Source organism: Enhygromyxa salina, assembly GCF_002994635.1.
Taxonomy (GTDB): domain Bacteria; phylum Myxococcota_A; class Polyangia; order Nannocystales; family Nannocystaceae; genus Plesiocystis; species Plesiocystis salina_B.
Window position 1 is genome coordinate 1 of the sequence record NZ_PVNL01000034.1, and the last position, 24,682, is coordinate 24,682.

At 67.0% G+C, this 24,682-nt stretch carries 18 protein-coding genes; 5 read left to right on the forward strand and 13 right to left on the reverse strand.

The genetic code is table 11. From position 1 onward, the window contains the following. On the forward strand, nt 1-766 hold a 766-nt coding region (locus ENSA7_RS06950; protein ID WP_146157426.1), incomplete at its 5' end, for an HNH endonuclease signature motif containing protein. 23 nt (nt 767-789) lie between these two features. Here ENSA7_RS06950 and ENSA7_RS06955 read toward each other — a convergent pair. From ENSA7_RS06955 to ENSA7_RS06980, 6 genes are all read right to left on the reverse strand, one after another. Beyond that, nucleotides 790-1,509, reverse strand: coding sequence for a hypothetical protein (locus tag ENSA7_RS06955; RefSeq protein ID WP_106088423.1), 720 nt, complete (start codon nt 1,507-1,509; stop codon nt 790-792). Next, on the reverse strand, nt 1,506-3,023 hold the full coding sequence (locus ENSA7_RS06960; protein ID WP_181233347.1) for a phospholipid carrier-dependent glycosyltransferase: 1,518 nt from the start codon (nt 3,021-3,023) through the stop codon (nt 1,506-1,508). Before ENSA7_RS06960 ends, ENSA7_RS06955 begins: the two co-directional genes overlap by 4 nt. A 29-nt stretch (nt 3,024-3,052) precedes the next feature. After that, on the reverse strand, nt 3,053-4,507 hold the full coding sequence (locus ENSA7_RS06965; protein WP_106088425.1) for a ferritin-like domain-containing protein: 1,455 nt from the start codon (nt 4,505-4,507) through the stop codon (nt 3,053-3,055). A 153-nt stretch (nt 4,508-4,660) separates the two neighbouring features. Beyond that, the gene (locus ENSA7_RS06970) at nt 4,661-5,482 is read right to left on the reverse strand and encodes a PP2C family protein-serine/threonine phosphatase (RefSeq protein ID WP_106088426.1); all 822 of its coding nucleotides are present in this window, start codon (nt 5,480-5,482) and stop codon (nt 4,661-4,663) included. Nucleotides 5,483-5,804: 322 nt separating this feature from the next. Beyond that, entirely contained in the window at nt 5,805-7,316 is a 1,512-nt protein-coding gene (locus ENSA7_RS06975; RefSeq protein WP_106088427.1) for a SpoVR family protein, read from the reverse strand. A gap of 1 nt (nt 7,317) precedes the next feature. Continuing rightward, entirely contained in the window at nt 7,318-8,424 is a 1,107-nt protein-coding gene (locus tag ENSA7_RS06980) for a DUF444 family protein (protein WP_106088428.1), read from the reverse strand. Between the two features lie 350 nt (nt 8,425-8,774). Here ENSA7_RS06980 and ENSA7_RS06985 point away from each other — a divergent pair, with 350 nt between their 5' ends. Both ENSA7_RS06985 and ENSA7_RS06990 read left to right on the forward strand, forming a co-directional pair. Then, nucleotides 8,775-10,856 carry a PrkA family serine protein kinase gene (locus ENSA7_RS06985; protein ID WP_106088438.1) on the forward strand — a complete coding sequence of 694 codons (2,082 nt, stop codon included), beginning with the start codon at nt 8,775-8,777 and terminating at the stop codon, nt 10,854-10,856. A 202-nt stretch (nt 10,857-11,058) separates the two neighbouring features. Continuing rightward, nucleotides 11,059-12,480 carry an STAS domain-containing protein gene (locus ENSA7_RS06990; protein WP_106088429.1) on the forward strand — a complete coding sequence of 474 codons (1,422 nt, stop codon included), beginning with the start codon at nt 11,059-11,061 and terminating at the stop codon, nt 12,478-12,480. A 14-nt stretch (nt 12,481-12,494) separates the two neighbouring features. On the opposite strand, the gene ENSA7_RS06995 is transcribed toward ENSA7_RS06990, so the two are convergent. The 4 genes from ENSA7_RS06995 to ENSA7_RS07010 all read right to left on the reverse strand — a co-directional run bounded on the left by ENSA7_RS06995 (nt 12,495) and on the right by ENSA7_RS07010 (nt 17,744). After that, nucleotides 12,495-13,856 carry a cytochrome P450 gene (locus ENSA7_RS06995; RefSeq protein ID WP_181233349.1) on the reverse strand — a complete coding sequence of 454 codons (1,362 nt, stop codon included), beginning with the start codon at nt 13,854-13,856 and terminating at the stop codon, nt 12,495-12,497. Beyond that, a complete protein-coding gene (locus tag ENSA7_RS07000) occupies nt 13,856-14,836 on the reverse strand; it encodes a terpene synthase family protein (RefSeq protein ID WP_106088431.1) in 981 nt (326 codons plus the stop codon). The genes ENSA7_RS06995 and ENSA7_RS07000 overlap by 1 nt, the downstream gene beginning before the upstream one ends. Further along, the gene (locus tag ENSA7_RS07005; RefSeq protein WP_219907925.1) at nt 14,815-15,609 is read right to left on the reverse strand and encodes a squalene/phytoene synthase family protein; all 795 of its coding nucleotides are present in this window, start codon (nt 15,607-15,609) and stop codon (nt 14,815-14,817) included. Before ENSA7_RS07005 ends, ENSA7_RS07000 begins: the two co-directional genes overlap by 22 nt. A gap of 797 nt (nt 15,610-16,406) precedes the next feature. Beyond that, nucleotides 16,407-17,744, reverse strand: coding sequence for a hypothetical protein (locus ENSA7_RS07010; RefSeq protein ID WP_146157427.1), 1,338 nt, complete (start codon nt 17,742-17,744; stop codon nt 16,407-16,409). A gap of 637 nt (nt 17,745-18,381) precedes the next feature. Between ENSA7_RS07010 and ENSA7_RS07015 the strand changes: the two genes are divergently transcribed. Together ENSA7_RS07015 and ENSA7_RS07020 are read left to right on the forward strand one after the other, a co-directional pair. Continuing rightward, nucleotides 18,382-20,061, forward strand: coding sequence for a thiamine pyrophosphate-binding protein (locus tag ENSA7_RS07015; RefSeq protein ID WP_181233351.1), 1,680 nt, complete (start codon nt 18,382-18,384; stop codon nt 20,059-20,061). Nucleotides 20,062-20,066: 5 nt separating this feature from the next. Then, nucleotides 20,067-21,179, forward strand: a complete 1,113-nt coding sequence (locus tag ENSA7_RS07020; RefSeq protein ID WP_106088434.1) for a 3-oxoacyl-ACP synthase III family protein — start codon at nt 20,067-20,069, stop codon at nt 21,177-21,179. Here the strand turns inward: ENSA7_RS07020 and ENSA7_RS07025 are convergent. From ENSA7_RS07025 to ENSA7_RS07035, 3 genes are all read right to left on the reverse strand, one after another. After that, nucleotides 21,163-22,575, reverse strand: a complete 1,413-nt coding sequence (locus ENSA7_RS07025; protein ID WP_106088435.1) for a monooxygenase — start codon at nt 22,573-22,575, stop codon at nt 21,163-21,165. The genes ENSA7_RS07020 and ENSA7_RS07025 overlap by 17 nt on opposite strands. Before the next feature lie 91 nt (nt 22,576-22,666). Continuing rightward, entirely contained in the window at nt 22,667-23,749 is a 1,083-nt protein-coding gene (locus ENSA7_RS07030) for a LamG domain-containing protein (RefSeq protein WP_106088436.1), read from the reverse strand. Further along, nucleotides 23,746-24,525 (reverse strand): tetratricopeptide repeat protein, encoded by a 780-nt coding sequence (locus ENSA7_RS07035; protein WP_146157428.1) that lies wholly within the window; start codon nt 24,523-24,525, stop codon nt 23,746-23,748. Before ENSA7_RS07035 ends, ENSA7_RS07030 begins: the two co-directional genes overlap by 4 nt. Nucleotides 24,526-24,682: the final 157 nt, after the last annotated feature.

The following is a 24,682-nucleotide window of genomic DNA, read 5'->3' on the forward strand; positions in this document are numbered from 1 at the left end:
GGCTTCCGCGGGGCCCTCCGCCCCTCAGCCCGCGCCCGCGAACGACAGCGAGTCCCACGAGCAGCAGCGCGCCGACGCGATCGTCGATGTCGCCCGAGCCTATCTACAACACCGCCCACGCACGCTCGGCTCAGGCTACGAGCTGGTCGTGATCACCTCGCCGCAGCAACTCGAGGGCGGATCCAATGGTGTCGGCGGCTTCATGCGCGACGGCACGCCAGTCCCCAGCCACGTCGCGCAGATGCTCGCGTGCGACAGCGCCCGGGTCGACGTCGTGGTCGGCGAGCACGGCGAGCTGCTCGATGTCGGCCGCAGCACCCGCACGATTCCATCGGCGATCGGCCGGGCGCTGTGGCTGCGTGATGGTGGCTGCCGTGTGCCCGGTTGCGGTCGCAAGCAACACCTGCATGGTCATCATATTAAAGGCTGGGCCGAAGGTGGCCCGACCTCCCTGTCCAACCTGGTGTTGGTGTGCCCCGGCCATCACCGCCTGATTCACGAGGGCGGCCTGTCTTGCGAGATCCGAGATGATGAGGTTGTGTTCGTGGATCAACGCGGACGCGATATTCCGGGCACCCCAGCGTCCGCGGCGACTGGGTATGATCTCGAAGAGCTCGAGCTGTTCCTGCGTGAAGCTGATCTGCACATCGACCCGGCCATGACCGCGCCGAAGTGGGACGGCAGGCCCATGAACCTGGCGGATACCCTGGGGTGGTTGTTCATCGCAGAGCAGACGGGCGCTACGGGGAGCTGCGCGTACGCCTGAGTGACCAGGTTGCGCGTGTGAACTCAAGCTCGGGCGTCAGCCCCGAGCCCCGACACGATCGGCCCAGTCAGCTCGGCGAAGCGCCGCTCGGCCTCGAGCAGCAGCGCGCGGCAGCCCGAGACCCCCAGCATCCGCAGGCTCAGCTCGTGGGTGCCCAGATCCAGCGCGATCCGGCTGCCATCGTGGGTCGTGAGGCTGGCCCGCGCCTGATCCTCGTCCTCTTCGACGCCGCCACCATGCACGGCGGTGAAGTCCTCGAGCCGCTCGACGATCAGATCGAACCGCTCCGCCACGCCGATCGTCCGCGGCTTGACGAGCGGCACCACCAGCTCGTCGCAGGCGATCGGAAACACCTCGTCAAACTCGATCGGGAGCGCGCGCGGGGCGAGCAGCGGGATCACCCGTCGCCGCCACAGCGCGCGCGAGATGTCGGCGGGGTCGAGGCAGATCTCGATCACATAGTGAAACTGCGGCGCCTCGACGTTGCCGCCGTCGACCGCGATCGCCCGCTGCAGCTGACGGCGGCGCAGCCCGAGCACCCGCTTGGCCGCGTCGTAGACCACCCGGACCTCGTCGGCGAGCGCGGGCTCGACCAGGGTCTGCACGAACAGGTCACCCGCGCGACCGTGCTCGGTCGGCATCCGGTGGCGGCCACGGACGAACCCAGGCAGCTCGCGGATCGCAACCGAGTCGAGCCGACGTAGGAACGCGCGCTCGTGCTGCAGCTCGAGCCCCAGGCTCACCCGCGCTCACCCTTGGCCTTGAATTTCGCCCACAGCTTCACGGCCTGCTCCCACGCGACGCCGTAGCTGAACGCGGCGAGCAGCACGATCAGCGGATCATAGGGGACCCGGAACCGCTGGCCGCCCAGCCACACGCCGGTGATCACGATCAGCGCCCAGAAGTTGAGGGCGACCAGGGCCTCTTTGGGCCGCCTGCGCGCCACGAACACGAAGCCGAGACCCAGCAGCGCGGGCACCATCAGCAGGCCCCGGTGGATCCGCGACCACACCTCCTGGCGATGTCGCCAGCCCTCGCGGGCCTCGGTCGAGCGCGGGCGCGGGTTGGCCTGGTCGGGCCACATCAGGTTGGTCTTCCACAGCATCACCCAGTGCGTGAAGGTGAAGTAGGCCTGACGCTCGAGCCCGCCGCGGACCAGGCAGGCCTTGACGATCTTCTTGTGGATCTCGCCGTCGCCAATGTAGCCGCGGTACTCGATCTCGCTGCCGGGCTCACGACAGGCCCGGCGGGTGCAGCCGAACTCGTCGATCGCAAACCCGGGCACGTCGGGGAGCGGCTCGCCGTGATCGCCCCAGACCGAGCGGACCTGGATCCACGAGTCGGGGTTGCGCTCGGTGTGGGCCTCGAGCTGGATCAGCGGCGGTGGGGAGAACCGGATGGTCCCGTGGCCCTCGCCGTCGGGGCGCGAGTAGATGCCCTTGTTGTGGCAGCGCCCAAACACCAGGTTGATGCTGCTGTTCTCCGAGACCAGGCCCCAGCGCTGCGTGTGCACGTGGAACCGGATCGCCGACACCGTGAGCAGCAGGACCAGCGGGACCGCGATGTAGCCGATGTGGGCCCAGCGGAGCTTGGCGTAGGGGTTGTCGGGGCCGCGCATCACCCAGCGCGCCACCAGCCAAAAGCTGCCGATCAACGCCACGCTCAGGATCACCTGGGGCCGGACCCAGGCGCCGAGGCCCAGCAGCAGCCCGAGCAGCCAGGCGTCGCGGCCCCGGCCCTCGTCGACCACGCGGATCAGCATCAACACCGCGAGCGTCAGGCAGAAGCTGAACGGCAGCTCGCTGAGCACGTAGCCGCCGATCGCGATCAGCGGGTAGTAGACGACCAGGAACAGCCCGACCGCGGGCGCGACCCAGGGCAGCCGCGCGCCCATGATTCGGTCGGCGATCGCGTACGAGGCCGCGACGATCGAGGCCCCAAACACGGCGTAGATCGTCGCGATCCCGCTAAAATTTTCACGCCCGAACGCCCACTTGATCGCCGCGACCAGCCACGTGGTGCCAAACGGAAAGAACGCGTCGTACTCGCGGACCGTGAAGGGATCGTCGAGCAGCGAGTCGGCGCGGCCCCAGTAGCCCTTCATGTCCGAGTAGATGTACTCGCCGAGCGGGTGGACGTTGAGGTTCCAGTTCAGGCGCACGATCAGCGCTGCGAGGAACAGCACGAGCACCCACCAGCGGCGCTTGCGATCCGCACCGAACCAGGCGCTGATGCGCTGGCTCAGTGACGCGGACACGGCTTGTTGGGGGGGACGAGCGGCCGGGTCTACGTCCATGCCTCGGGGCCCTGCTCGCTGGTGTCGGTCTGAGCGATCGCTGCGAGCGTTGGGAGGATCAGCTGCGACCAGGCGTCGCGCCGAGCGAGCAGCTCGGTCCGCCGATCACAGCGGCCGTAGCGACCGAGCGCGGCGGCGTGGGGATCTGCGGGGGGCAGCTGCTCGCAGGCGCGCTCGGCCTCCTCGGCCATGGCGTGGGCCTGATGCTCGAGCGCCTCGAGCACCACGTCGCTGTGCTTGCCGCTGGCCTCGGTGATCCACTGGATCGTCTGCCAGGCGAGCCCAGCGTGGCGACCCTCGTCTTCGACGATCTGCTCGAGCAGGGCGAGCGTGGCGGGATCTTGGCAGTGACGCTGAGCCCGGCGGGCGACCAGGGTGGCGATGGTCTCGCCCACGCAACCCTCGACGAAGGTGTCGATCGCGAGCCGGATCCAGTCGGCGCCGACCTCGGCGCTGTCGGGGTCGTGATCCGCGAGCGCAGCCAGGCCACGCACGCGCGGCTCGAGCGAGGCGAGCGGACCAGGCTCGCGGTCGAGCCCGGAGAAGCGCGCCGCCAGGCCAAAGCAGTGCATCGCGTGCTCGACCTCGTCGCTGGCCGCGGCCTGGACCTCACCGAGCAGCGAGGGCGGCGCGGCCATGGCCATGAGCTCGAGGGTGGCCCGCTCGAACGCCGCGATCGCAGCGTGCTCCATCAGCGCGTCGTCGACCCACAGCTGGGCGAGCCGGGCCCGAACGCTGGGATCGATCGCGCTGTCGGGGCGATCATCGGGCGCCGCGACCTTGGCGGGGTCGCACGACCAGCTCGAGCCCTCGCGCAGCTCGGCGACGATCATGTCGTCACCATCGAGCAGCGGACGACCCGAGCAGTACTCGAACCAGTGGTAGCAACAGATGTCCTTCTGACCGGCCTCGCGCTTCTCGGTGGTCACCGAGGTCATCAGCCGACCCTGCATCATCGGGTGGAACGACAGGCCGTCCCACTGCTTGTCCTTCTTGTTGAGCGAGTTGGTGACCTGCGGCTGCGCGATGATCTTGGACGGGCAGCCCAGCTGCTCGGGCATGTGCTCGATCGCGAACTTGCGGGCGTTCTCGGGGGTGCCGCACCAGTCGCCGGCCGGGCAGCCGTCCTCTTCTTCGTGCTCGGTGAAGGGATCGCGGGCTGGGCCGAAGTAGTCGAACTCGCCCTCGGGGATGTCCTGGATGCGGGCCGGCGGGACGTAGCCCGGCGACGCGCTGTCGGTCGTCGTGCGAGCGACGGCCGGCGCTTTCTTGGCGGCGTCGTCGGGTTGCTTGGTCGGCTCCGGGGTCGCGCCCGTGTTGGCCGTCTCGACCTTGACCGGCTTGACCTTGGCGGGCTCGTCACATGCGCTCAGCAACGCAACGGTGGCCAGTGGCAGGCCGATCTGGACCCAAAGCCGGTGGCGGAGCAGGTCGGTATCGCGCATGCGCGGGAGAGTATCATTTTCGTGGAACTGCACAGAAATCGGTCCTGAGAGATCGGGCCAGAGAGATGGCACGGCCCGCCGCACGCGGTCGCTTCTCGCGCGCGGAGATCCTGACAACTCTGCCTGACAACTCTGGAAAGCCCCGGGCCTCGCTCAGCGGTCGAGCGGGGGCAGGGTGTCAGCGATGGTCTTGCGCTGGGGCCGGGGGCCGACGCGGCGGTCTTGACCGTTGGACGCGGCGATGACGACGACGGTGATGTTGTCCTCGCCGCCGCGCTCGAGCGCGATGTCCATGCAGACCTGGGGCAGGTCCGAGTAGAAGTGCTGGCGCGCGAGGTGGGCCATCTCGTCGAGGTCGATGTAGTTGCACAGCCCGTCCGAGCACAGCAAGAACGCGTCGCCAGGGCTGACGTTGACGGTGAGCACGTCGGCCTGGACCTCGCGCTCGAACCCGACCGAGCGGGTGATGATGTGCTTGAGGTCGCTGAGCGCGGCTTCTTCTTCGGTGAGCAGGCCGGCCTGGACCTGCTCGTTGAGCCACGAGTGGTCGTTGGTCAGCTGCCGGGCCACGCCCGAGCGGAACAGGTAGCAGCGGCTGTCGCCGACGTGCACGATGTGCCCGCGATCTTGATGGAACAAGATCCCGGTCAAGGTCGTGCCCATGCCGTGCAGCGTGGGCTCGTGCTGGGCGTGATCGAAGATCCGCGCGCTGGCTTCGCTGGCCGAGGCACCAAGCAGATCGTTGACCGCGGCCTGGGCGATCTCGCGGGGCATGTCCGACAACCCCTGCAGGCCACGCTGGACCACCCGGGCGAGGACGTCGACGCAGGTCCGGCTCGCGTGGGCACCACCCGCGTGACCACCCATGCCGTCCGCGACCAAGAACAGCCCCATCTCATCGTTGAGATAATGCGAGTCTTCGTTGTGACTGCGGACCCGACCCACGTCGGTGATCGGCCAGGCGCTCAAACGCATCTCGCAGACACTAGCAGATTTATGACCCCCACAGAGACCTTAGACTTCGCCGAATGCAGCCGCTGGCGCGTCTGGTCGCTTCGCTCCTCGGGGCCATCTGTGCGCAGGGGCATGTGTGGCCCCCTAGGAGGGGGCTCATCGGGTGCTTGCAAGCATCCTGCACTGGCGTCGGGGTGAGGATCCCGCACCTCACGCGGACGGACACTGGTCTAAAGTCAAGTAGCAGGCGGTCGACGGAGACTGAACGGGAGCCCCGAGGAGCGAAGCGACCAGACGCGCCAGCGGCTGCAGTCGGCGCGGTCTGAGGCCTCGGTGGGGGTATTTAAGGAAGCCGCCAGGCGGCGGGCTCGTCGGTGATCTGGATCTCGGTGCCGTCGAAGCGGATGCGCTTGGGCTTGTCCTCGACCGTCGTGAGAATCGACACCGGGCGCCGCCAGATCCGAACCAGGTTGCGCAGCGTGTCGCGGGCGTAGTTGAGGCGCAGGTCCACGCCCTCATGGCGGTGGGCGAGGAGCAGCTCGCCGCGGTTGAGGTGGTTGGCGTCGACCACGTAGATGAACGGCTGCCCGAAGTTGGTCAGCTGCTGCAGCATCGTGTGCTTGATCTTCTTGAACTCGCGCGACTCGATCTCGTGGCGACCCGAGCGGCGGTTCTCGACGAAGGTGAAGAAGCGGTTGCGGCGGCAGAACTCGAGGGTGAAGAACTCGTCGATGAAGGTGACGTCGTTGTAGAGGCGCCGGACCTCGAAGATCTTCGACTTGCCGAGGTTGAGGCGCAGGTCCCAGTCGTCGCGGGCCTGACGGTCGTCGCACTCGTCCCACTGCTTGCCGAACTTGCCCTTGTTCCAGCGATCTTCGATGTCGCGGTACAGCTCGACGCCGATCTTGTAGGGGTTGAGCTGGTTGGGCCCCATCGCCGTGACGCCCGAGGCGGCCTCGGCGTAGTCGATGAGCTCGTCGTCGCGCAGCGCCCGGGTGGTCATGAGCTTGGAGTGCCAGTAGGTGGCCCAGCCCTCGTTCATGATCTTGGTCTGCCGCTGCGGCAGGAAGTAGTAGGCCTCCTCGCGGATGATGCCGAGCACGTCGGCCTCCCACGGGTCGAGCGGCGCGTGCAGCAGCAAGAACCCGAGCAGGTCACGCTCGGGCTGCGGCGGGATCTTGCGCCGCTGCTCCCGCTCGAGCTCGGCCCGCTTGCGCTGCTGCTCGATGAACTCCGGCGGGTTGATGTAGTCGTCGAGGTACGAGCGCTCCGAGTCGGCGTTGGCGCTGAGCCGACCGATGTTGATCGGCAGCTCCACGCTGGGCTCGCGGCGCATCTGCTGGGGCTTGCGAAACGGCAGCCACGGGTCGATCAAATTGTCGAGCGAGTGGCACACGTCGATGAAGCTCTCGACCTTGTCGATGCCCTGACGGTCCATGTGCCGACGCACGCGGGTCGCGTGGTTGGCCATGCCGTCGATCATTCGGCGGTCGGTGTGCGAGAAGAACCGGTTGTGCTTGAAGAAGTCGCAGTGCCCGTAGACGTGCGACATGACCAGCTTCTGGTCGACGAGGCTGTTGCCCTCGAGCAGGTAGGCGTAGCAGGGGTCGGTGTTGATGACGAGCTCGTAGATCTTCGAGAGCCCGTAGGTCTGGCTCTTCATCATCCGGTCGTATTCCATACCGAAGCGCCAGTGCGGGTAGCGGACCGGGAAGCCCTCGTAGGCCGCGATCTCGGACATCTGCCGGTAGTCGACCAGCTCGTAGATGGTCGTGAAGAAGTCGAGGCCGTACTCGAGCGCGTAGCCCTCGATCTCGGCCTGCAGCTCGGCCAGGTGCTTGGTCAGCGTGGCCACGCTAGCGGCCCCCCTTCAGGAACTCGCGGATCGAGTCCATGATGTCGTCCTTGGTCTTGATCTCGCTGGTCACGAGCATCTGCTCGTCGCCGAACGCCGCGGTGAGGTCCTTGATGAACTGGCCCGAGCCGTAGGGGCTCTCGACCTGGCCGTAGCCGAACTGGTTCGACGCGGGGATCAGCTGCTCGCGCAGCAGGCGGATGCACGCGGCGGTGTCGTCGACCGACCAGTTGTCGCCGTCGCTGAAGTGGAACGCGTAGATGTTCCAGTTGGCCGGGTCGAACTCGCGCTCGATCAGCTCCGCGCACTTGCGGTAGGCCGAGCTGATCATCGTGCCGCCCGACTCGCGGGTCGAGAAGAACACCTCGCGCTCGACCTCGCGGGCGGTCGCGTCGTGGATGATGTAGCGCGACTCGATGCCCTTGTACTGGCTGCGCAGCCAGGTATCGATCCAGAACGACTCGATGCGGACGATCTCTTTTTGCTCGTCGCCCATCGAGCCCGACACATCCATCATATAAATAATCACCGCGTTGGTCTGCGGCTTGGGCTCGGCCTTCCACGAGCGGTAGCGGCGATCTTCGCGGACCGGCACGATGATCGGGTGGCGCGGGTCGTAGGTGCCCATCGAGATCTGCCGCCGCAGCGCGCGCTTGAACGTGGCCTTGAAGTGGCGGAGGCTCTCCGGGCCCGTGGTGCGCAGGCCGACGTAGCGGTCTTTGACGGTCTCGAGCGTCTGGGAGCCGCGCGGCTCGATGTTGGGCAGCCCCAGCTCCTCGCCCAGGATCTGCGCGAGCTCGTCGAGCGTGACCTCGACCTCGACCGTCTTGTCGCCCTCGCCCTCGCCGGCCTTCCCGGCTCCGCCCTCGCCCTCTTCCTCGCCGACCGGATCGCCAGGGTCGCCCTCGCCCTGGCCGACCCCTTGGCCCTTGTTGTCGCCATGGATGAAGCGCGGGATGTCGATCTGGGGCATCGGGATCGAGACGGTCTCTTTTCCCTTGTGCGCGATCATGTCGCCGCGTGAGACGTAGCGCCGAAGATTTTCGCGGATCCGACCGCGGACGATCTCGCGAAAGCGCCGGTGATCCTTCTCGATTCTCGAAATCATGCCGGTGAGGTGGGTGAGCGTGCGCGAGGGCCGAGCGGACGCGTCGGGAGTGTAGCACCGCCGGGCCGAGTCACGCTGCCAACCAACACTTCAGCCAACACTTCGGCACGCGAGGCGCCCGCAGCCAGGGTCAGACGTGCGCCCGCGCCGAAAAAAGTCTGCGTGACACGTGTGTCGTGATCCCCGCCGCGGTGCTGGGCCGCCCACCCGCAAACCGCCCAGTACCAGCGTTCGGACGCGGCGAGAATGTTGCGCGCGGTCGGTGGCCGCTGGGTCCCCATCGGTCGTATGCTCAGCCGCACCACCGCGCGTCGCCGCGCGCGATGTCGGACAGCCACAAGACCGGAGCCATGAGCACGCAAAGCCTCGTCACTCAAATCGCCGCGCTGCAGGACTACCAACGCTACGAGGACCTACACTGGTCCGGTACCTTCGAGGAGTACCTCGGCATGGTCCGGCACAACCCGCGCATCGCCCGGACCTCGCACGAGCGCCTCTACGACATGGTCCTGGATGCAGGTACGCAGACCTACGTCGACAACAAAAAGAAGATCACCCGGTACAAATTCTTCTCGGACGAGACCCACGGTGGCCGCGACGCCATCTATGGCCTCGACATCGCGCTGATGCGGCTGGTCAACGTGCTCAAGGCCGCCGCCATGCGCTACGGCACCGAGAAGCGCATCATCTTGCTGCATGGGCCAGTCGGGTCGTCGAAGTCCACGATCGTCCGCCTGCTCAAGCAGGGCCTGGAGGAGTACAGCCGCTCCGCAGATGGCGCGCTGTACACCTATGAGTGGGCGCTGCCAGAAGAGCTGCGCTACCTGACCGCCGGCGAAGAGACCTTCCGGTCGCCCATGAACGAGGAGCCGCTCAAGCTGATCCCGCCGGAGTGGCGGCAGCAGGCCATCGAGGCGTTCGGGCTGTTCGACCCGGGTGACCCCGAGGCCGGGCGCAAGCCGTTCCGCCCCTACGTGCCAGGCCAGCTCAACCCTGCGTGTCGGTTCATCTTCAAGGAGCTGCTGGCGATCTACCGGGGCGACTGGGCCAAGGTCATCCAGCACGTCCGGGTCCGGCGCATGCTGATCAGCGAGGAAGACCGGGTCGGCATCGGCACCTTCCAGCCCAAGGACGAGAAGAACCAGGACGCGACCGAGCTCACCGGCGACATCAACTACCGGCGCATCGCCGAGTACGGCTCCGACACGGATCCGCGCGCGTTCAACTTCGACGGCGAGTTCAACGTCGCCAACCGCGGCCTGATCGAGTTCGTCGAGATCCTCAAGCTCGACGTGGCCTTCTTGTACGACCTGCTCGGCGCCACGCAGGAGCGCAAGATCAAGCCCAAGAAGTTCGCCCAGACCGACATCGACGAGGTCATCATCGGCCACACCAACGAGGCCGAGTACGAGCGCCTGCTCGAGAACAAGTTCATGGAGGCGCTGCGCGATCGTACGGTCAAGATCGACATCCCGTACATCACCAAGCTGCAAGAAGAGATCAAGATCTACGTCAAGGACTACAACCCCGAGCGGGTCCGCGGCCGCTTCATCGCCCCGCACACGCTCGAGGTCGCGGCGATGTGGGCCGTGCTCAGCCGGCTCGAAGATCCCAAGAAGCAGAACCTCTCGGTCCTGCAAAAGCTCAAGCTCTACGACGGCAAGACCATGCCCGGGTTCACCCAGGACTCGGTCAAGGAGCTGCGCAAAGAGGCCAAGCGCGAGGGCATGGACGGGGTCTCGCCGCGCTACGTGCAAGACAAGATCGCCAACTGTCTGGTCAGCGATCGCGGGCAGGCCAACATCAACCCGTTCTTGCTCATGAACGAGCTCGAGTCGGGGCTGCGCAACCACTCGCTGATCACCAGCGAGGACCAGCGCAAGCGCTACCGCGAGCTGCTGGCGGTGACCAAGCAAGAGTACGAGGACATCGTCAAGAACGAGGTCCAGCGGGCGATCAGCGCCGACGAAGAAGCCATCTCGCGGCTCTGCGCAAACTACATTGACAATGTAAAGGCCTACACCCAGCGCGAGAAGGTCAAGAATCAGTACACCGGGCAGGACGAAGAGCCCGATGAGCGCCTGATGCGGTCGATCGAGACCAAGATCGACATCGCCGAGAGCCGCAAGGACGACTTCAGGCGCGAGATCATGCACTACATCGGCGCGCTCGCGGTCGAGGGCAAGCAGTTCGACTTCCGCACCAATGAGCGGCTGTACAAGGCCCTGGAATTGAAGCTGTTCGAGGATCAAAAGGACAGCATCAAGCTGACCTCGCTGGTCAGCAGCGTGGTCGACAAGGAGTCGCAAGAGAAGATCGACGTGGTCAAGCAGCGGCTGATCCGGGACTACGGTTACGACGAGTCCTCGGCTTCGGACGTGCTGACGTATGTAGCGAGCATCTTTGCTCGGGGTGAGATGAAGGGGGACTGAGGTCGCGCTTGGTCGATGGGGCGCCGCCGGTGGAGACACTGGCGGCGCTGCTCGTTTGAGGGTCGAGCGCGTCGCGACCCGACCCACGGGCCTGGGGCGCTTTCGCCCTATGAGAACGCTTCGTGAGAGTGCCCCAAAAACTAAGGGCATACTTCTATAAATGGGCTGGGAACTGCGGTAGTCTGGCGATGGAGGACGGATTGTGAACCAAGAGGTAGACGTCGAGTGGGGCGTGGCGCTCATGCGCGCACATACGGAGCTGGCGCAGGTGGCAGAACCGGCGGAAATCGTCGCTTCGCTGGTCCGCGTGTGCGAGCCCTATGGGCCGAAGATGATTCACCTCATCTACATTCACAATGACGACGACGGCGAGCCAGAGACCTGTGAGGTCGTGGATGTGTGGGGCCCGGACATCGAGCCTCCGGTGTCGGTGATGGTGGGCAAGCGGTTTCGCATCGCGGACTTTGGGGTCGGGCGCGCGATCCTGGCCCAACGGCAGCTGCCCTTGATCGTCCCCAACGTGGCAATCGATCCACAGATCGCCCCGGTGCTCGAGGCCTTTCCAGGTGGCGTGCAGGCGTTCGTGGGCCTGCCGCTGTACAGCAAGCGGCACTCGACCTGGCAGGGGATCGTGGCGTTTCACTGGCTCGAGCCGCACGATCCGAGCCCGGCGGAGCGACTGCTGTACGAGCTCATGCGGACCACGCTGGCCGAGTCGATCTCGGCCGAGCGGACCTTGCTCGCCTACCGCGAGGCGCTGCAGGAGAGTCAGCGCCAGCGAACCATGCTGCAGCTGCTGCTCGACAACCTGCCGATCGGCGCGCTCGTGCTCCGCAGCACCGACGGACAGCAGGAGCTCATCAATCGGACCGGCCGCGTCGTGCTCGGTCTCGATCCCGACACCGGCAGCTTCGATCACTCGGGGATCACCTTTCATCAACCAGGCGCGGACGAGCCGATCCCGGAGCAGGACAGCACCATGCGCCGGGCGCTGGAGACCGGCGAGACCTGCCGCGATGAGGTCGAGGTCCGGCGAGCCAACGGTGACCGGGTCTTGCTCGAGTTGACCGCGTCACCGCTGCGCTACGAAGCTGATCCCGTGCTCCGTGTGGTCGCGCTGTTTCAGGACATCACGGCGATCCGGCAGTCCGAGCGCGAGCGCCTCGCGGTCCAGGAAGAGCTGCTGCTGACCCAGAAGATCGCGCTGGCCGAGCGCTCGATCCCGCTGATCCCCATTCGCGAGGACGTGCTGATCCTCCCGCTGATCGGCTCGGTCGACGCGGAGCGCGGGCATCAGTTGCTCGAGACCCTCGTCCACCTCGGTGGGCGCAGCGATGTCCGCGCGATGATCATCGACGTCACGGGCACCCGCAACCTCGACACCGCGGCCGCGCACGTGTTGATGAGCGCGGCCCAGGCACTGCGGCTGCGCGGCGTGCAGCCAATCCTCACCGGGATCCAGAGCGACGCCGCGCTGACCCTCGTCGGGCTCGGCATCGACTTCTCGGGCGTCGTCGTTCGCGGCACGCTGCAGGCTGGGGTCGCGTACGCCACCCAAGAAGCCGCGCTCCCAGCTGGCAGCGTAGAGGTGTCCATCCCCCGCCGCCGCCCCGGCGGGCGGTAGCTGACCGCTCACCGTCAGGTTCGCCGCTCGACGATCATGGCCAGCTGATTGGGTTGCAGCGAGCCCTTCACGATCGGGCGGACAACCTGGCCCGGAACCGGGCGCAGCCGCCAGCGCGTGATCAGGCTGGCGAGGAAGATCATCATCTCGGTCAGCGCGTAGGACTCGCCAATGCAGCCGCGCATGCCTGCGCCGAACGGAAAGAAGGTCTCGCGCGAACCACCGCTGCAAGCCCGCTGCTGTGGCTGCCAGCGCTCGGGGTCAAAGCGGGTCGGGTCGGGGAACACGGCCGGGTCGCGGTGCAGGGCGTAGGGGCAAAACAGCACGTGACTGCCCGCGGGAATGTTGTGCCCGCCGAGCTCCACGTCGGCGATCGGGCTCCGACTCAACAGCCAGACAGCGGGGTACATCCTCTGGGTCTCCGCGAGCACGTGGCGGGTGAAGGCGAGCTTGCGCAGGTCTTCGACGGCGATCGGCCGATCGCCGACGACCTCACAGATCTCGGCGTGGACGCGCTCTTGGATCTCGGGGTGAATGCTCAGCAGGTAGGACGCCCAGCTGAGCGTGTTCGCGGTCGTCTCGGTTCCGGCGAGCAGCATCGTCATGATCTCGTCGTGGAGCTGCTCGTCGGACATCGCCGCACCCTCGTCCTCGCCCTCGCCCTCGTCACGGGCGTGGACCAGGGTCGACAGCAAGTCGGCGTGATCGAGCTGGCGTGCGCGGTGCTCAACTAGGATCTGCTCCACGATGCCCCGCAGCCGAATGCGCCCCCGGTCGAACCGACGGTTGCCCGGCGTCGGCAGGCGCTCGAGGAACTTGAACGGCAGCGCGACGCGCACGGTCAGGCCATCCAAGAACTCTGGCAGCGTCCGCGTGAACTCGGCCACCAGGCTGGGGTCGAGCTCGATCGAGAACAGGGTGCGGGTCAGGCCTTCGAGGGTGAACAAGAGCAGCGTCTCGTTCATCGCCACGACCTGACCGTCGCTCCACGCCTGCACCGCCGCGGTCGCGGTCTCCCGCATCATCTCGGCGTAGCGCGTGATCTGAGCGTGATGAAAGGCCGGCTGCATCAGTCGGCGCTGGCGCAGATGCAGCGGCTCCCCGGCGGACAGCACCCCGTTCCCGATGTACGGCCGGGCCCGCTCGAACTGCACGCCCTTGTTGTACTTCTTCGCGTCCTGGACCAGGACCTGGCGAATCAAGTCGGGGTGGTTGATCACGTAGGCGGGTGTCCGCCCGAGCCGAATGACCACGACGTCGCCATGCGTGCGAACCGACTCGAACAGCTCGAGCGGCTGACGAAACAGCTGGGTCACGTGGCCGAGCAACGGGAGCGATCGTGGGGCCGCCCCCAATTTATACGTTGTGGTGTTCATCATGTGCCGTACTGCCAACCGCTCAGCTTGTATCGTGGCGAGTCCTTGGTCCACGCCAGGTGGCCCGCGACCAGGTCCTGCAGGATTGGGATGTAGCGCGGCATGGTCTCGGGATCGCTGAGCATCAGGCGGTCGGCCAATTCGCTGAAGGCCTCGGCGTCACGGTGAAACTGCGCGACCATGTGTTCGAGGCTGGCTTCGACGCTCAGGCCGCGGTGATGGGCCAGCACCGCGCAGAGGGTCCAGGTGTCGCCGCGCTCGAGGTCGCGCGGGAGCCCGATGATGTCGTTGGTGACCGCGACCAGATCCACGGCCAGCGCGGTCAGGCGCTGCACGTCGGGCCGAATCAGCGAGCCAGCTGGGAGCCGGTCGCCGCGGGCGATCTCCGACATCACAAAGAAGGGCGGAATGCAGCTGTTGAGCCGACGAATGCGCTGATAGTCAGCGAGGCCAGGCAGCGTGCCCTGGGCCGTATAGGCCGTCTCGGCGGCGATGCCCAGGTAGTATTGAAGGCTGTGCCACTGGAGTCGCAGCGCTTGCTCGGGTGCTGCGATCTCGCGCAGGCGAACGCTCAGATCCCGGAGCGCGCGGTGCAGCGGCGCGTCATCGTCATCGTCATCGTCTCGGGCGTCTGGGAGCCGGGCGATGTCCTCGCAGTGGACGAGCTGACGCAAGAGCGACGTTGCGTCGCCCTGCCGGCCGTGCTTCTCCGCGAAGTGGTCGTCGAGGATCGTGTACCAGGCCGTCAACTGAGAGCCGAGCAGGACCCGCTCGACGTCGCCGTGCGGCAGGAGGCTCGGGAACCACCGGCCGACCCCGATCGCGCGAAAGTACCGCTCTTGCTCGGCCGTCTGCAGCAGGCCGAAGTCCAGCAGCCACTCGACGGTCCCCGCGTCGATCTCGTGTGCGGCGGGATGTGGCGTGCAGGCGGAGAACGGCAGCGAGATGTCGGGGATGGTCAGACCGTGGGGATCGACCATGAGCTCGACTCCGCGCTGCTGCGGTCCGGGGTTCGCTGCATATCGAGCACCTGCCACGCCGCCCGCAGCGGTCCGGCACAAAACTCGTGGGCTGGGCCCGAGCCGAGCGTGTCGACATATTTGTCCGCCAGCAGCAGCTCCCGTTTTGCGTAGGCCATGAGGTGCGTCCGCGTCCATCCGTTCGGCCAGAAGTCGACGCCCCGACCAAGGTCCTCGGACTTGTCCTTGAGGATGTTGATGGCCTGCAGCGCGCGCCCGTAGCTGATCCCATACGTTCGGTTGGCCGCGGTGCCGTCGTACCAGGTCCACAGGTCGCTGAGCAGCAGGACCAGGGTCCCGGACACGGCGTAGGTGTAGCGATCGAGGTCGGCCTCGACGTGGATGTCCCAGTCAGCCAGGGCCCAATCGGCCATGCGCTCGGCCATGATCGCGAAGGTCTCCCTCACGCGCGGCGCGATGTCGCTTGGGGCGAGGTTCGCCCACTCGCTGGTGCGCAGCGTGACCTCCGGCAGATCCGCACGGTAGGGCGCGAACAGGGCGTCAAAGTCGGCGCTGCGGCTGCGGGTTTGAAACCGGGCGCTCACGCCTCGCAGCAGGTACGCCTTGCTAGTGGCATTGAGTGTCGGGTGATCCTCGATCTCGTCGATTGCACGCATCAGCAGGTACGCGCATGACGTGGCCTCATTGAGTCGCGCCGGCATGCGGGTGACCGGATCGTACCAAGTGGTGCTGTACTGGCGGATGACGCTGTGGGCGTTGAATAGAGTTGTCACTGTGCTCTCTCCTTGGATCTGTTGGGGTGAATTCGTTGGCGAACGAGGTCTGCCTCGCCCTCGTGCAGTCGAGAGCGAGCCATTCGCCCCAGCTCAATGCTGGGTTGCTGTTGGGGATAAATGCCCTGAGTAGATACCCTTGGGTCATTTTGACCCGGGTTGAGGAACCATGAGTTGGCGCTCGCCAACGCGCGGATACTACAACACCGATCGCATATAGGCGAGTTGCTTTGTTATGTTTTAATTAGAGTCGGACGAGGAGGGAATGCGGGTAGTCGAATGCGTTGTGTGCGCTCGTTGCGGAGTTGCTGATACAGTAGTGCTGGGAACTGTTTGTTCATTCACTCGGTGCCAGATATTACCATCGTCGCACCGTTTGCAATATGACGGGGGGCGAACTCGCGCCAAAGTGCGACAAAAGTCCGGCCCGCCGGCCGGTCAACGTCGCCCCTGACGCCAAAGCGTACGATCGGCCGGCCAGCCGGCCCACAATCCGAGCAACCGAACGCATACCTAGAATCAAGACAGTGGGTCAGGACCTCGCAGCTCGAATGCTCACGGTCACCGGTTTGTCGGCCGGTTGAATGATGCCAACGGCCCTGCTCCTCGACGACCTGTTCTCGGCGCTTCTATAGAGGTACCCATGGACCAGGCGCTCGATGTCGATTCGGACGCCCGTGCGCGCCCGCAGCTCGAGCGCCTCACCGTGTCCGGCCTCGCGCAGTACCCATGTGGCGTGGCCCAGGCTCGGCCATTGCCGCCGAACGTAGCACGGGCGACAGGCGGCTCTTGAGCCTTCAAGCGCGCGGCAGCCCACGTTGATAGTCGGGCGGCTCGAGCTCGCCCAGGTTCGCGAGCTGACGGCGCTGGGTCGCAGCCAGCGCCCGCGTGTCGATCGTGCAGCCGCCGGCAGTGCGAAACACCAGCTCCAGCGCCAGGTTGTGGCGACGACGCAGCGGCGCGTGCCACAAGCCGTCGATCATCACCTCGTGATTCAGCGGCCGCCCACCCAAGTAGCGAAGCGCGGGATCCAGCGTGTCTGCCCGAGCCCGCCACCAATTAGTGATCGCCCCCGGCTCGGGGGTCGGCAGGGCCTCCTCGGGGCTGGGCACCAGCTCGGCGTCGAGGTCGTCATGCTCCAGCGGCGGCAGGGCCGACTCCGCGTCGCCTGGGGGCCCGACGTGGTCTCGCCAAAACCCATCGTCATCGACCGGCAACCCGGCGATCGCACACACGACCTCGGCGGCGAGCGGCCCGTGCACGGGATCGTCGAGCAGCGGCAAGCAGCGCTCGATCGCAGAGATCCTTCCGCAGAACCCAAGCGCCCACAGGGCGTCGCCGCGATGTTTAGGTTGATCGACGAGGGTCACCAGGCGCTCGTGCGCCGCGGCGTCGCCGAGCAGGGCGACCCAGGTCAGGGCGGCGCGGCGAAACGGAGATGGACCGGAGACGAACGCCCAATACAGCGCCGACTCCCAGGCGCCGGGCATGCGCAGGCACAGCGCGCTCTCGATCGTCACCTGCTGCAGCGCGGCGTCGCTGGACTCGGCGAGCGGGGCCAGAGCCGCGATGACGGCGGGGGTGCCCTGCTGGCGGGCCAACCTCGCCGCGGCACCAGCCACCTCGCGGTCGCCGCTCGCAAGCAGACCGGGCAGGCAGTCATTTGGCTGCCACCGATCCGCCAGCGCGCGCAGGCAGGCAACCAACCCAGGACCGGATCCCGCGGCTGCCCGACGCTGCAGCTCGGCGTCGATCTGAGGATCGCCGATCAACGCCACAGCCCGAGCGATGCCCGCGCGGTGCTGGTCCGAGCTCTCGGCGTCGAGCGCCGCCAACACCTCCGCAGCTCGAGCTCTGTCATCGTGCAAGCAGGCCAGCGCGGCCGCGACGACGGTCTCGAGCTGGGCACCGGGCTGCTCGAGGATCGGCAACAGCAGGCGGTCCGCGCCCACGGAGCCGGTGATCGCCAAAGCGTCGACATGCGCGAGCAGGCGCGCGTCGGGACCTGCGGCCAGCTCGGTCAGGTCGTAGTTCGGCGCGTCAATGACGGCCTCGCGAAGATCGACCAGGAACGCGGCCTCTTCGAGGTGCTGGGCCTCGAGATCCCAGAGGATGTTGTGCTCGTCGAGTTTCATCGTGCGGGCCCGGAGCATACCAGCGATTCAGGCCGCCCGGCCGGCTGGTCGAGTGCAGGCCCATGTGCCGCCAACCAGCACAATGTCGGTACCCGGCCCCCTGGCGGCGTTGTCGCTGGGGCCCGGCCGCCCGGCCGATTACCCACAGTACAACAAGAAATTAGTGAGTTGAATCGCGGCCGGCTGGCTGGGAACAGCGTTGGAATTACACCTGAGGCCGAAGCGCAGGATCGGCCGGCCAGCCGGCCCTCTACGCCAGCCGCCGAGCTTGATATCGAGAATCGTGATAGTTAGAAACCTCTGGCAACTCGATTGTTGAAATTCACCGGTTTTCGGGCCGGTTGAGCGTTGACCCGCAGTTGACCCGCAGTTGTTGCCTATTGCCACAGCCTGTAATTGTGGGGCGTTCACCAATGCGGTAATTCCCGAGCGAAATGCATGGTTTCGCCTCGAATGTAAGTAAAAAAAGTCCGTGCGCCGCTGAGGCTCCGGTGATAACAAATTGTCCAAAGGTACAGGTCGAAAACCCCGGGTATCACCCCGCACGACCTGTTTCGGTGCGCGAATGGCGAAAATTCATCCCCAAGCCCATCAGTTTCTGTCAACAAAGCCGGAGGCCGAACTCCCGACAGGTGGGATGGCGGCCGAGCTCTTGGCGGGTCGTCAGACGGTCTCGACTGTACTGATCGACACGCTCCATGCAATGGGCATGCAGCAGGCGTTCGGCATGATCGGGGGCGCTATCGTACCCTTTTATGATGCGCTGAGCCGCTCGGCCCTCAACCTGGTGCACTTTCGTCATGAGAACGGGGCCGTATTCGCGGCAATCGAGGCGTCACTGGCCGACAATGTGCCCGCGCTGGCGTTCACGACCACCGGGCCGGGCCTGACCAACGCGCTCACGGGGGCGGTCACGGCTCGCTATGAAGGTGCGAAGCTGCTGTTGGTCTCGGCTGTGACTCCGCTGTCCAAGCGCGGGCGCTACCCGATCCAGGAGAGCAGCAGCGAGAGCTTTGGCCCGGGCATCTACGAGCCGGGCGGGCTGTTCGACTACGCGGTCGCGATGCACGACCCGGCCGAGCTGCCGCGGATCATTCGTACGCTGGCGCTGGGCTTCTCCAGCCCGCGGGGCTTTGTCGCCCACCTCGCGCTGCCGCTGCCCGTGCAGGCCAGCCCGGCGCCGCGTGTCGCGATTACGGTGCCCCGCGTGGAGGTGGCCCCGAGCGCGTCCACGATGGACGAGGTGGTCGCGCGGCTCCACGGTCGGTTCGCCGTCTGGGTGGGCTACGGCGCCCGCCACTGCGCGACCCAGGTCGCGGAGCTGGTCGAACGGCTCAAGGCTCCGGTGATCTCGACGCCGCGCGGCAAGGGGATCTTTCCGGAGGACAGCCCGCACTTCCTGGGCGTCAGCGGGCTCGGTGGCCACGAGGATCTGGTCGCGCGTCTGGCCGAAGCGCGGGTGGATCGGGTGCTGGTGCTCGGCTCGCGGCTCGGTGAGATCAGCAGCTCGTACGACGCTGGGCTGATCCCACGCGGCGGCATGATCCACGTGGATCTCGATCCCAACGTGCCCGGCACCGCCTACCCCGAGGTCGAGACCCTCGCGGTTCAAGCCGAGCTCGGCCAGTTCCTCGATGCGCTGCTCGAGCGCAGCGACGAGCTTGGTGGCCCGCGAGCGCTGACCGTCGCGCCCCGGGTCGCGCCGCCGCAGCTCGAGCCCCGCGAGCAGGATCGGGTCCGGCCGCGCTACTTGATGCAGTGCCTGCAAGCGCGCGTGGTCGAGGGCACCGACGCGGTCGTGCTCAGCGAGACCGGCAACTCGCTGGCGTGGACCAATCGCTACCTGCGGTTCTCCAGCCCGCACCGCTACCGCATGTCGGGGATGTTCTGCCCCATGGGCCACGTCAGCGCGGGGGTGCTCGGCACGGCGGCGACGGGTCGCAAGGCCGTGGCGGTCGTCGGCGACGGCTCGTTCCTCATGCAGAACGAGATCAGCACCGCGGCGGCCACCCGCGCGGACGTGGTCTGGATCGTGCTCAACGACGCGCGCTACGGCATGTGTGATCAGGGCATGCGCTGCCTCGGCTACGACGACGCCAAGCAGCTGCAATTCCCCGAGGTCGACTTCCTCGCGCTGGCCCGCTCGATGGGCGCGGACGGGGCCCGGGTCTGGCGTGAGCAGCAGGTCGCCGACGCGCTCGAGTGGGCGCTGCGCGAGCGCGGACCGTTCGTGATCGACGTGATCATCGATCCCGACGAGCTCGCACCGGTCGCGGATCGCATCGCCAGCATCTACACCCAAGCCAACGGAGCCTGAACGACATGAGCGCACGGATCCTCAACAATCCCGGGACCATCACTTCAGTCGGCGTCGCGTTTCCCGAGCACGTGCGGACCAACGACTGGTGGGAGCATCACCACCCCCAGGTCGTCGCGCGCCACCGCGAGGCGCTGCTCGCCAAGGTCTGGGCCGACCACGCGTGGCCGCCCGCGGGCGCGTCGACCTACGATCAGTGCATTGCGCCGTATCTCGAGGATCCGTTCCGCGGCACGATCGAGCGGCGCTGGATGGGCCCCGATGACAGCGCCCAGTCGATGGAGCTGGCCGCGGCCACAGCCGCGCTGGAAGCGGGGGGCCTCGAGGGGCGGGACATCGATCTGGTCCTGGTCAACGCGCTGCGCCCCGACACCCACGTGCTCGGCGATGGGGCCTACCTGATGCGAGAGCTGGGGATGCGGGTGCCAGCGATCAACTTCGAGAGCGCGTGCTCGTCGGCGATTGTGGGCTTTCACCTGGCCTCGGACCTGGTCCGCGCGGGACGGTATCGACGGATCATGGTGATCGCCTGCTCCACGTATACGCGTGATGTCGACCCGGACAACACCTTCTCGTGGTTCCTGGGTGATGGCGCCGCGGCGTTTGTGGTCGAGCCCGCGCGCGAGCCTGGCCACGGCTTGCTGGGGGCCCACACGATCCCGACCCTCGAGACCTGCGGGATCTTCTATCACGAGCTGGCGCTGGTCGACGGCGCGCCGCGCGTGATGATCCGCGCGACCCGGCGCGCGGGCAAGGCGATCCGCGACAACTCCGAGGTCTATCTGCGCACCTGCGTGGACGGTGCGCTGAGCGAGGCTGGCGTCGGTCTCGACGACATCGACTTCCTGGTCGTCAACACCCCGACGGCCTGGTACGCGGAATTCTGCGCCAAGGTGCTCGGGTTCGAGATGTCGCAGATCATCGACAACTACCCGCGCTTCGCCAACTGTGGCCCGGCGCTGTGGGGCAATAATTTACACACTGCGATCAGCGAAGGCCGAGTGAAGCCCGGTGATCTGGTGTTGGGCTATTCGATTGGCTCGGTCTCGACGGCGTCGGCGGTGGTGTTTCGGGCCGGAGAGATCGCCGTGGGTGGGCGGGTCACTTCGCAGCCGTGATGTACATGATCCCCAGGCACATCTCGTCCAGGGTGCGATCACCCCAGTCGAGGTCGCTGGGCTCGAGCTGCACCCCGTCGACAAATGGCTGGTTCTCGGCGCTGTTGTCCCACCAACACTGCAAGTGCAGCTCGCGGTCGGGGCTGAGGATCAGCGGTTGCTCGAGCAGGTAGCTGGACTGCCAGTTGAAGTCCCAGCGGGGCACGTCGACGATGCACGCCTCATTGCCGCCGCCCTTGTCGCGGACTTGCAGGCGCCCGCGCTTGCCAAACAGGTGCATGTGCAGGCCGCCATCGTGGATCTCGAGGTCCGCGTCGGCCGGGGCGCCTAGGCCGTTGGCGATGAGGTTCGCCATCACCGGGTGGGTGTTGTCGATCGTGGTCTCATGGGTCACGTCGGGGTCGCCCGCGGGGATATGCATGGCCCCGTTGCCCGCTAACCACGCGATGTTGGTCATTGGCAGGATCACCGCCGGTCGGTCCACGCTCGCCTGCATCTCGACGCCGATCGAGCTGCGATCGGCGAGGTCCATGCCCGGCGTCGCGTGATAGTGAACCTGCATGATCAACATGGAGCCGGGCGTGACGCGCAGGCCGACACCCTCGGGCGCAAACCCGGCCTCGAGGCCGGGCACCCACGCGCCGAGCCAGGTCGGCGGCAGGCCCGGGGCGGTTCCGGGGCCGCCAAAGCAGGTGTAGCCGGGACCAGGGTCGTTGGCGTCGAGGTCCAGAAAGTCGTCGGCCTGGTCGGCCTCGACCACGAACATGATCACGTGGTGGACCAGCGATCGCTCGCCCGGGTAGACCTCCAGCGCGGTCACGAAGCGATCTTCGGTGATGTCCTCGGGCCAGGGCATCGTGAAGCAGCGGTAGTCGTCGGCGCTGGTCGGCGTGTAGGGCTCGGCCATCTCGAGCACCGCGTCGGGGACCACTTCGCGGGCCGGCGGGCCGTCGGGCGGGGAGTCGGCCGGATCGCCCTCGGGCATGTCGCCGGCCATGTAGCTCAGCAGCAGCTCTTGCTGGTCGTCGGACAGCGAGCGATCGTTCGCGTAGGTGTTGCAGTCGTCGCCCGGCGGCCACGGAGGCATCTGGCCCGACTCGATCGCGGGCGCGAGGATCGGCGCGAGCGCGAGGAACTCGTCGTAGGTCTCGAGCGAGAACGGGCCGATGTTGTCGGGTGAGTGGCAGGTGACGCACGCCGTGCGCACGACCGGCTCGACGTCGCGCCACCAGGTTGGTGCGTCGGTGTCGGTGTGATCAGCGTCGGTCTCGGTGTCGGCGGTCGAGCTCTCGTCGTCGGCGAGGTCGCGATCGGGGCTGCAGGCGACCAGCGAGATGATCCCGAGCAGGGCGGCGCCGAGGCTGCGCGAACCATGAGTAGCGAGTGAGGCGGCCATGCGCTGCCAGGGTGGCAGATTTGCGCGAGCGAGCGTGTCTAGAACCCCGACAGCGGGTGTTCACCTGGTTGAACAACAACACCAGCCGCCTTCACGGCACGGGCTGCATCTCGCCGGGCGTGAGGGCGCCCTCGCTGAACCGCAGCTCGTCGATGATCCCCACGAAGCCGCCGAACCCGGTCGGCAGCCCGCCGATCTGAATCCACGCCAGGTTGGGGCTGAGCAGCGCGGGCACGAAGAAATTGTCGTCGTCGAGAAAATGATCCACGTACACGCGCATGCCGTCGTTGCTGAAGGTGATGCCGACGTGGTGCCACTCGCCCTGATCCAAGGTCGTGGTCCCCACCAGCCCCGTCGTCTGGTTGGCCGTCCACAACACCCGCAAGGTCTTCAGGGGCGCGGCCGTGTGCTCGACATACACCGTCAAGTTCGGCTTGATCGCCGTGTCGGACTCGTGGCCGTAGTACAGCAAGAACTGACGCGGCAAGGTGGGCTGCGAGACCTGCACGTAGAACTCCACGGTGAACGCGGTGCGCCCGGCGAGCACGGCGATCGGCACGATCACGTGGTCGGAGGTGGTGAAGGTCAGGCCATCGCCGACGATCGCGGGGGCGGTCGGCTGCAGGCTGGTCATCTCCGCGTGAAGGTCGTTGCCCGAGCTGTCGAAGATGGTCGGGACCGCGATGTCGTCGAAGCTGTAGTGGGCGATCGCCGTGTCGGGGATCTCGCCCGTGGTCCCGGTGTCGGTCGGGTCGGTGTCGGTCGGATCGGTGTCGTTGGTGTCCGACTCGCTCTCGCTCCCACTCTCGCTCTCACTCTCGCCGGTCGGGTCGGTGTCGGAGGTGTCCGCGTCCATGGTCTCCGAGCCCGCGGAGTTGCCCGACTCGCTCATGCCCAGCGTGTCCTCGCCCGAGCCGCTGTCGTCGGCGACGCTCGACTCGAACCCCTCGGGCACACACTTGCCCGCGAGCCCCTCGGACGACAGCGGGGCATACCGGTACCCGCTCGGGCACTCGTCATCCACGAACGCGCAGCCGCCTGCGATGCACTGACCGCCGCTGCACTGGTTGCTGTTGGTGCACACGAACGACGTCGGCAGGGTGCAGGCTGAGGCCGCGAGGCAGGTGAGCGCGCCCGCGAGCGCCCGACCGAGCTGGCTGGCGCGAGCGGTCACTTCCAGCCCCCGATCGTCAGCGCCACGCCGACGTGGTCGCGACCTAGCGCGGGCACCAGCGCGATCGGTGCGACCGGCGGCCGCTTGGATCGCTTCAGGCGGATCACCCCCATGACCAGCATCGCGACTCCGGCCGCCGCCAACACACCGCCGCTCGCGTACAGCCCGACCGCCCCGCGGCCGCGACTGGTCTTGGGGTCGAACGCAGCTTCGAAGTCCATGTAGGTCCGGGCGGCGCTGACTCGGCGATCAAGGACCGCGCCACTGATTACCAGCCCGCCCGCGAGCACCGTCAACCCAGTGCCAAGGCCGATCAGGCCCCCGCCACGTCGCGCGCTGGTTGTGCTGCCGTCGTCGACGGTCGCCGGCTCGGTCGGCGGCGGCTCGGTCGGTTCGGGCTCACTCGCCGGCTCGGCTGGCGCGATCACCAGCTCGCCCCTGACCTGGAAGCGCAGGGTCTCGATCGCCTCGCGCTGGGCCGCCGACAGCTCGCCCGCGAGCAGGCGCTCGTACAGCTCGAGCGCCTCTTCATAGTTGCCCGCGAGCCGCTCGGCTTGAGCCCAGGCGAACAGCGTGTCGACCCGCGGGGCCAGGGCGTAGGCAACCGCAAACTCGCTGGCCGCCCCGGCGTAGTCTTCACGCGCGTACAGCTCGGCCGCCGCGTCGTAGTGGGTGTCGGCGGCTGATCGGGTGGCCGGCGACGCCTCGGCCGGCGTCGACGGACCCCAGGTGATCGACGCGATCGACAGCAAGATGGCCAGGATGCGACGCGGCATGGTCAGGCTCACTCGGGGAGCGCCAGGGAGTTCTTGTTCCACTTGTCGCTGGTCTTGCTGCTGGTCTTGCTGCTGGTCTTCGTCGCGGACTTCTTGCTGGGGCGCTCTTGATCAGGCTTGGCCGACGTCGTCACCTTGGTCTTCGGCGGGTCGGGCT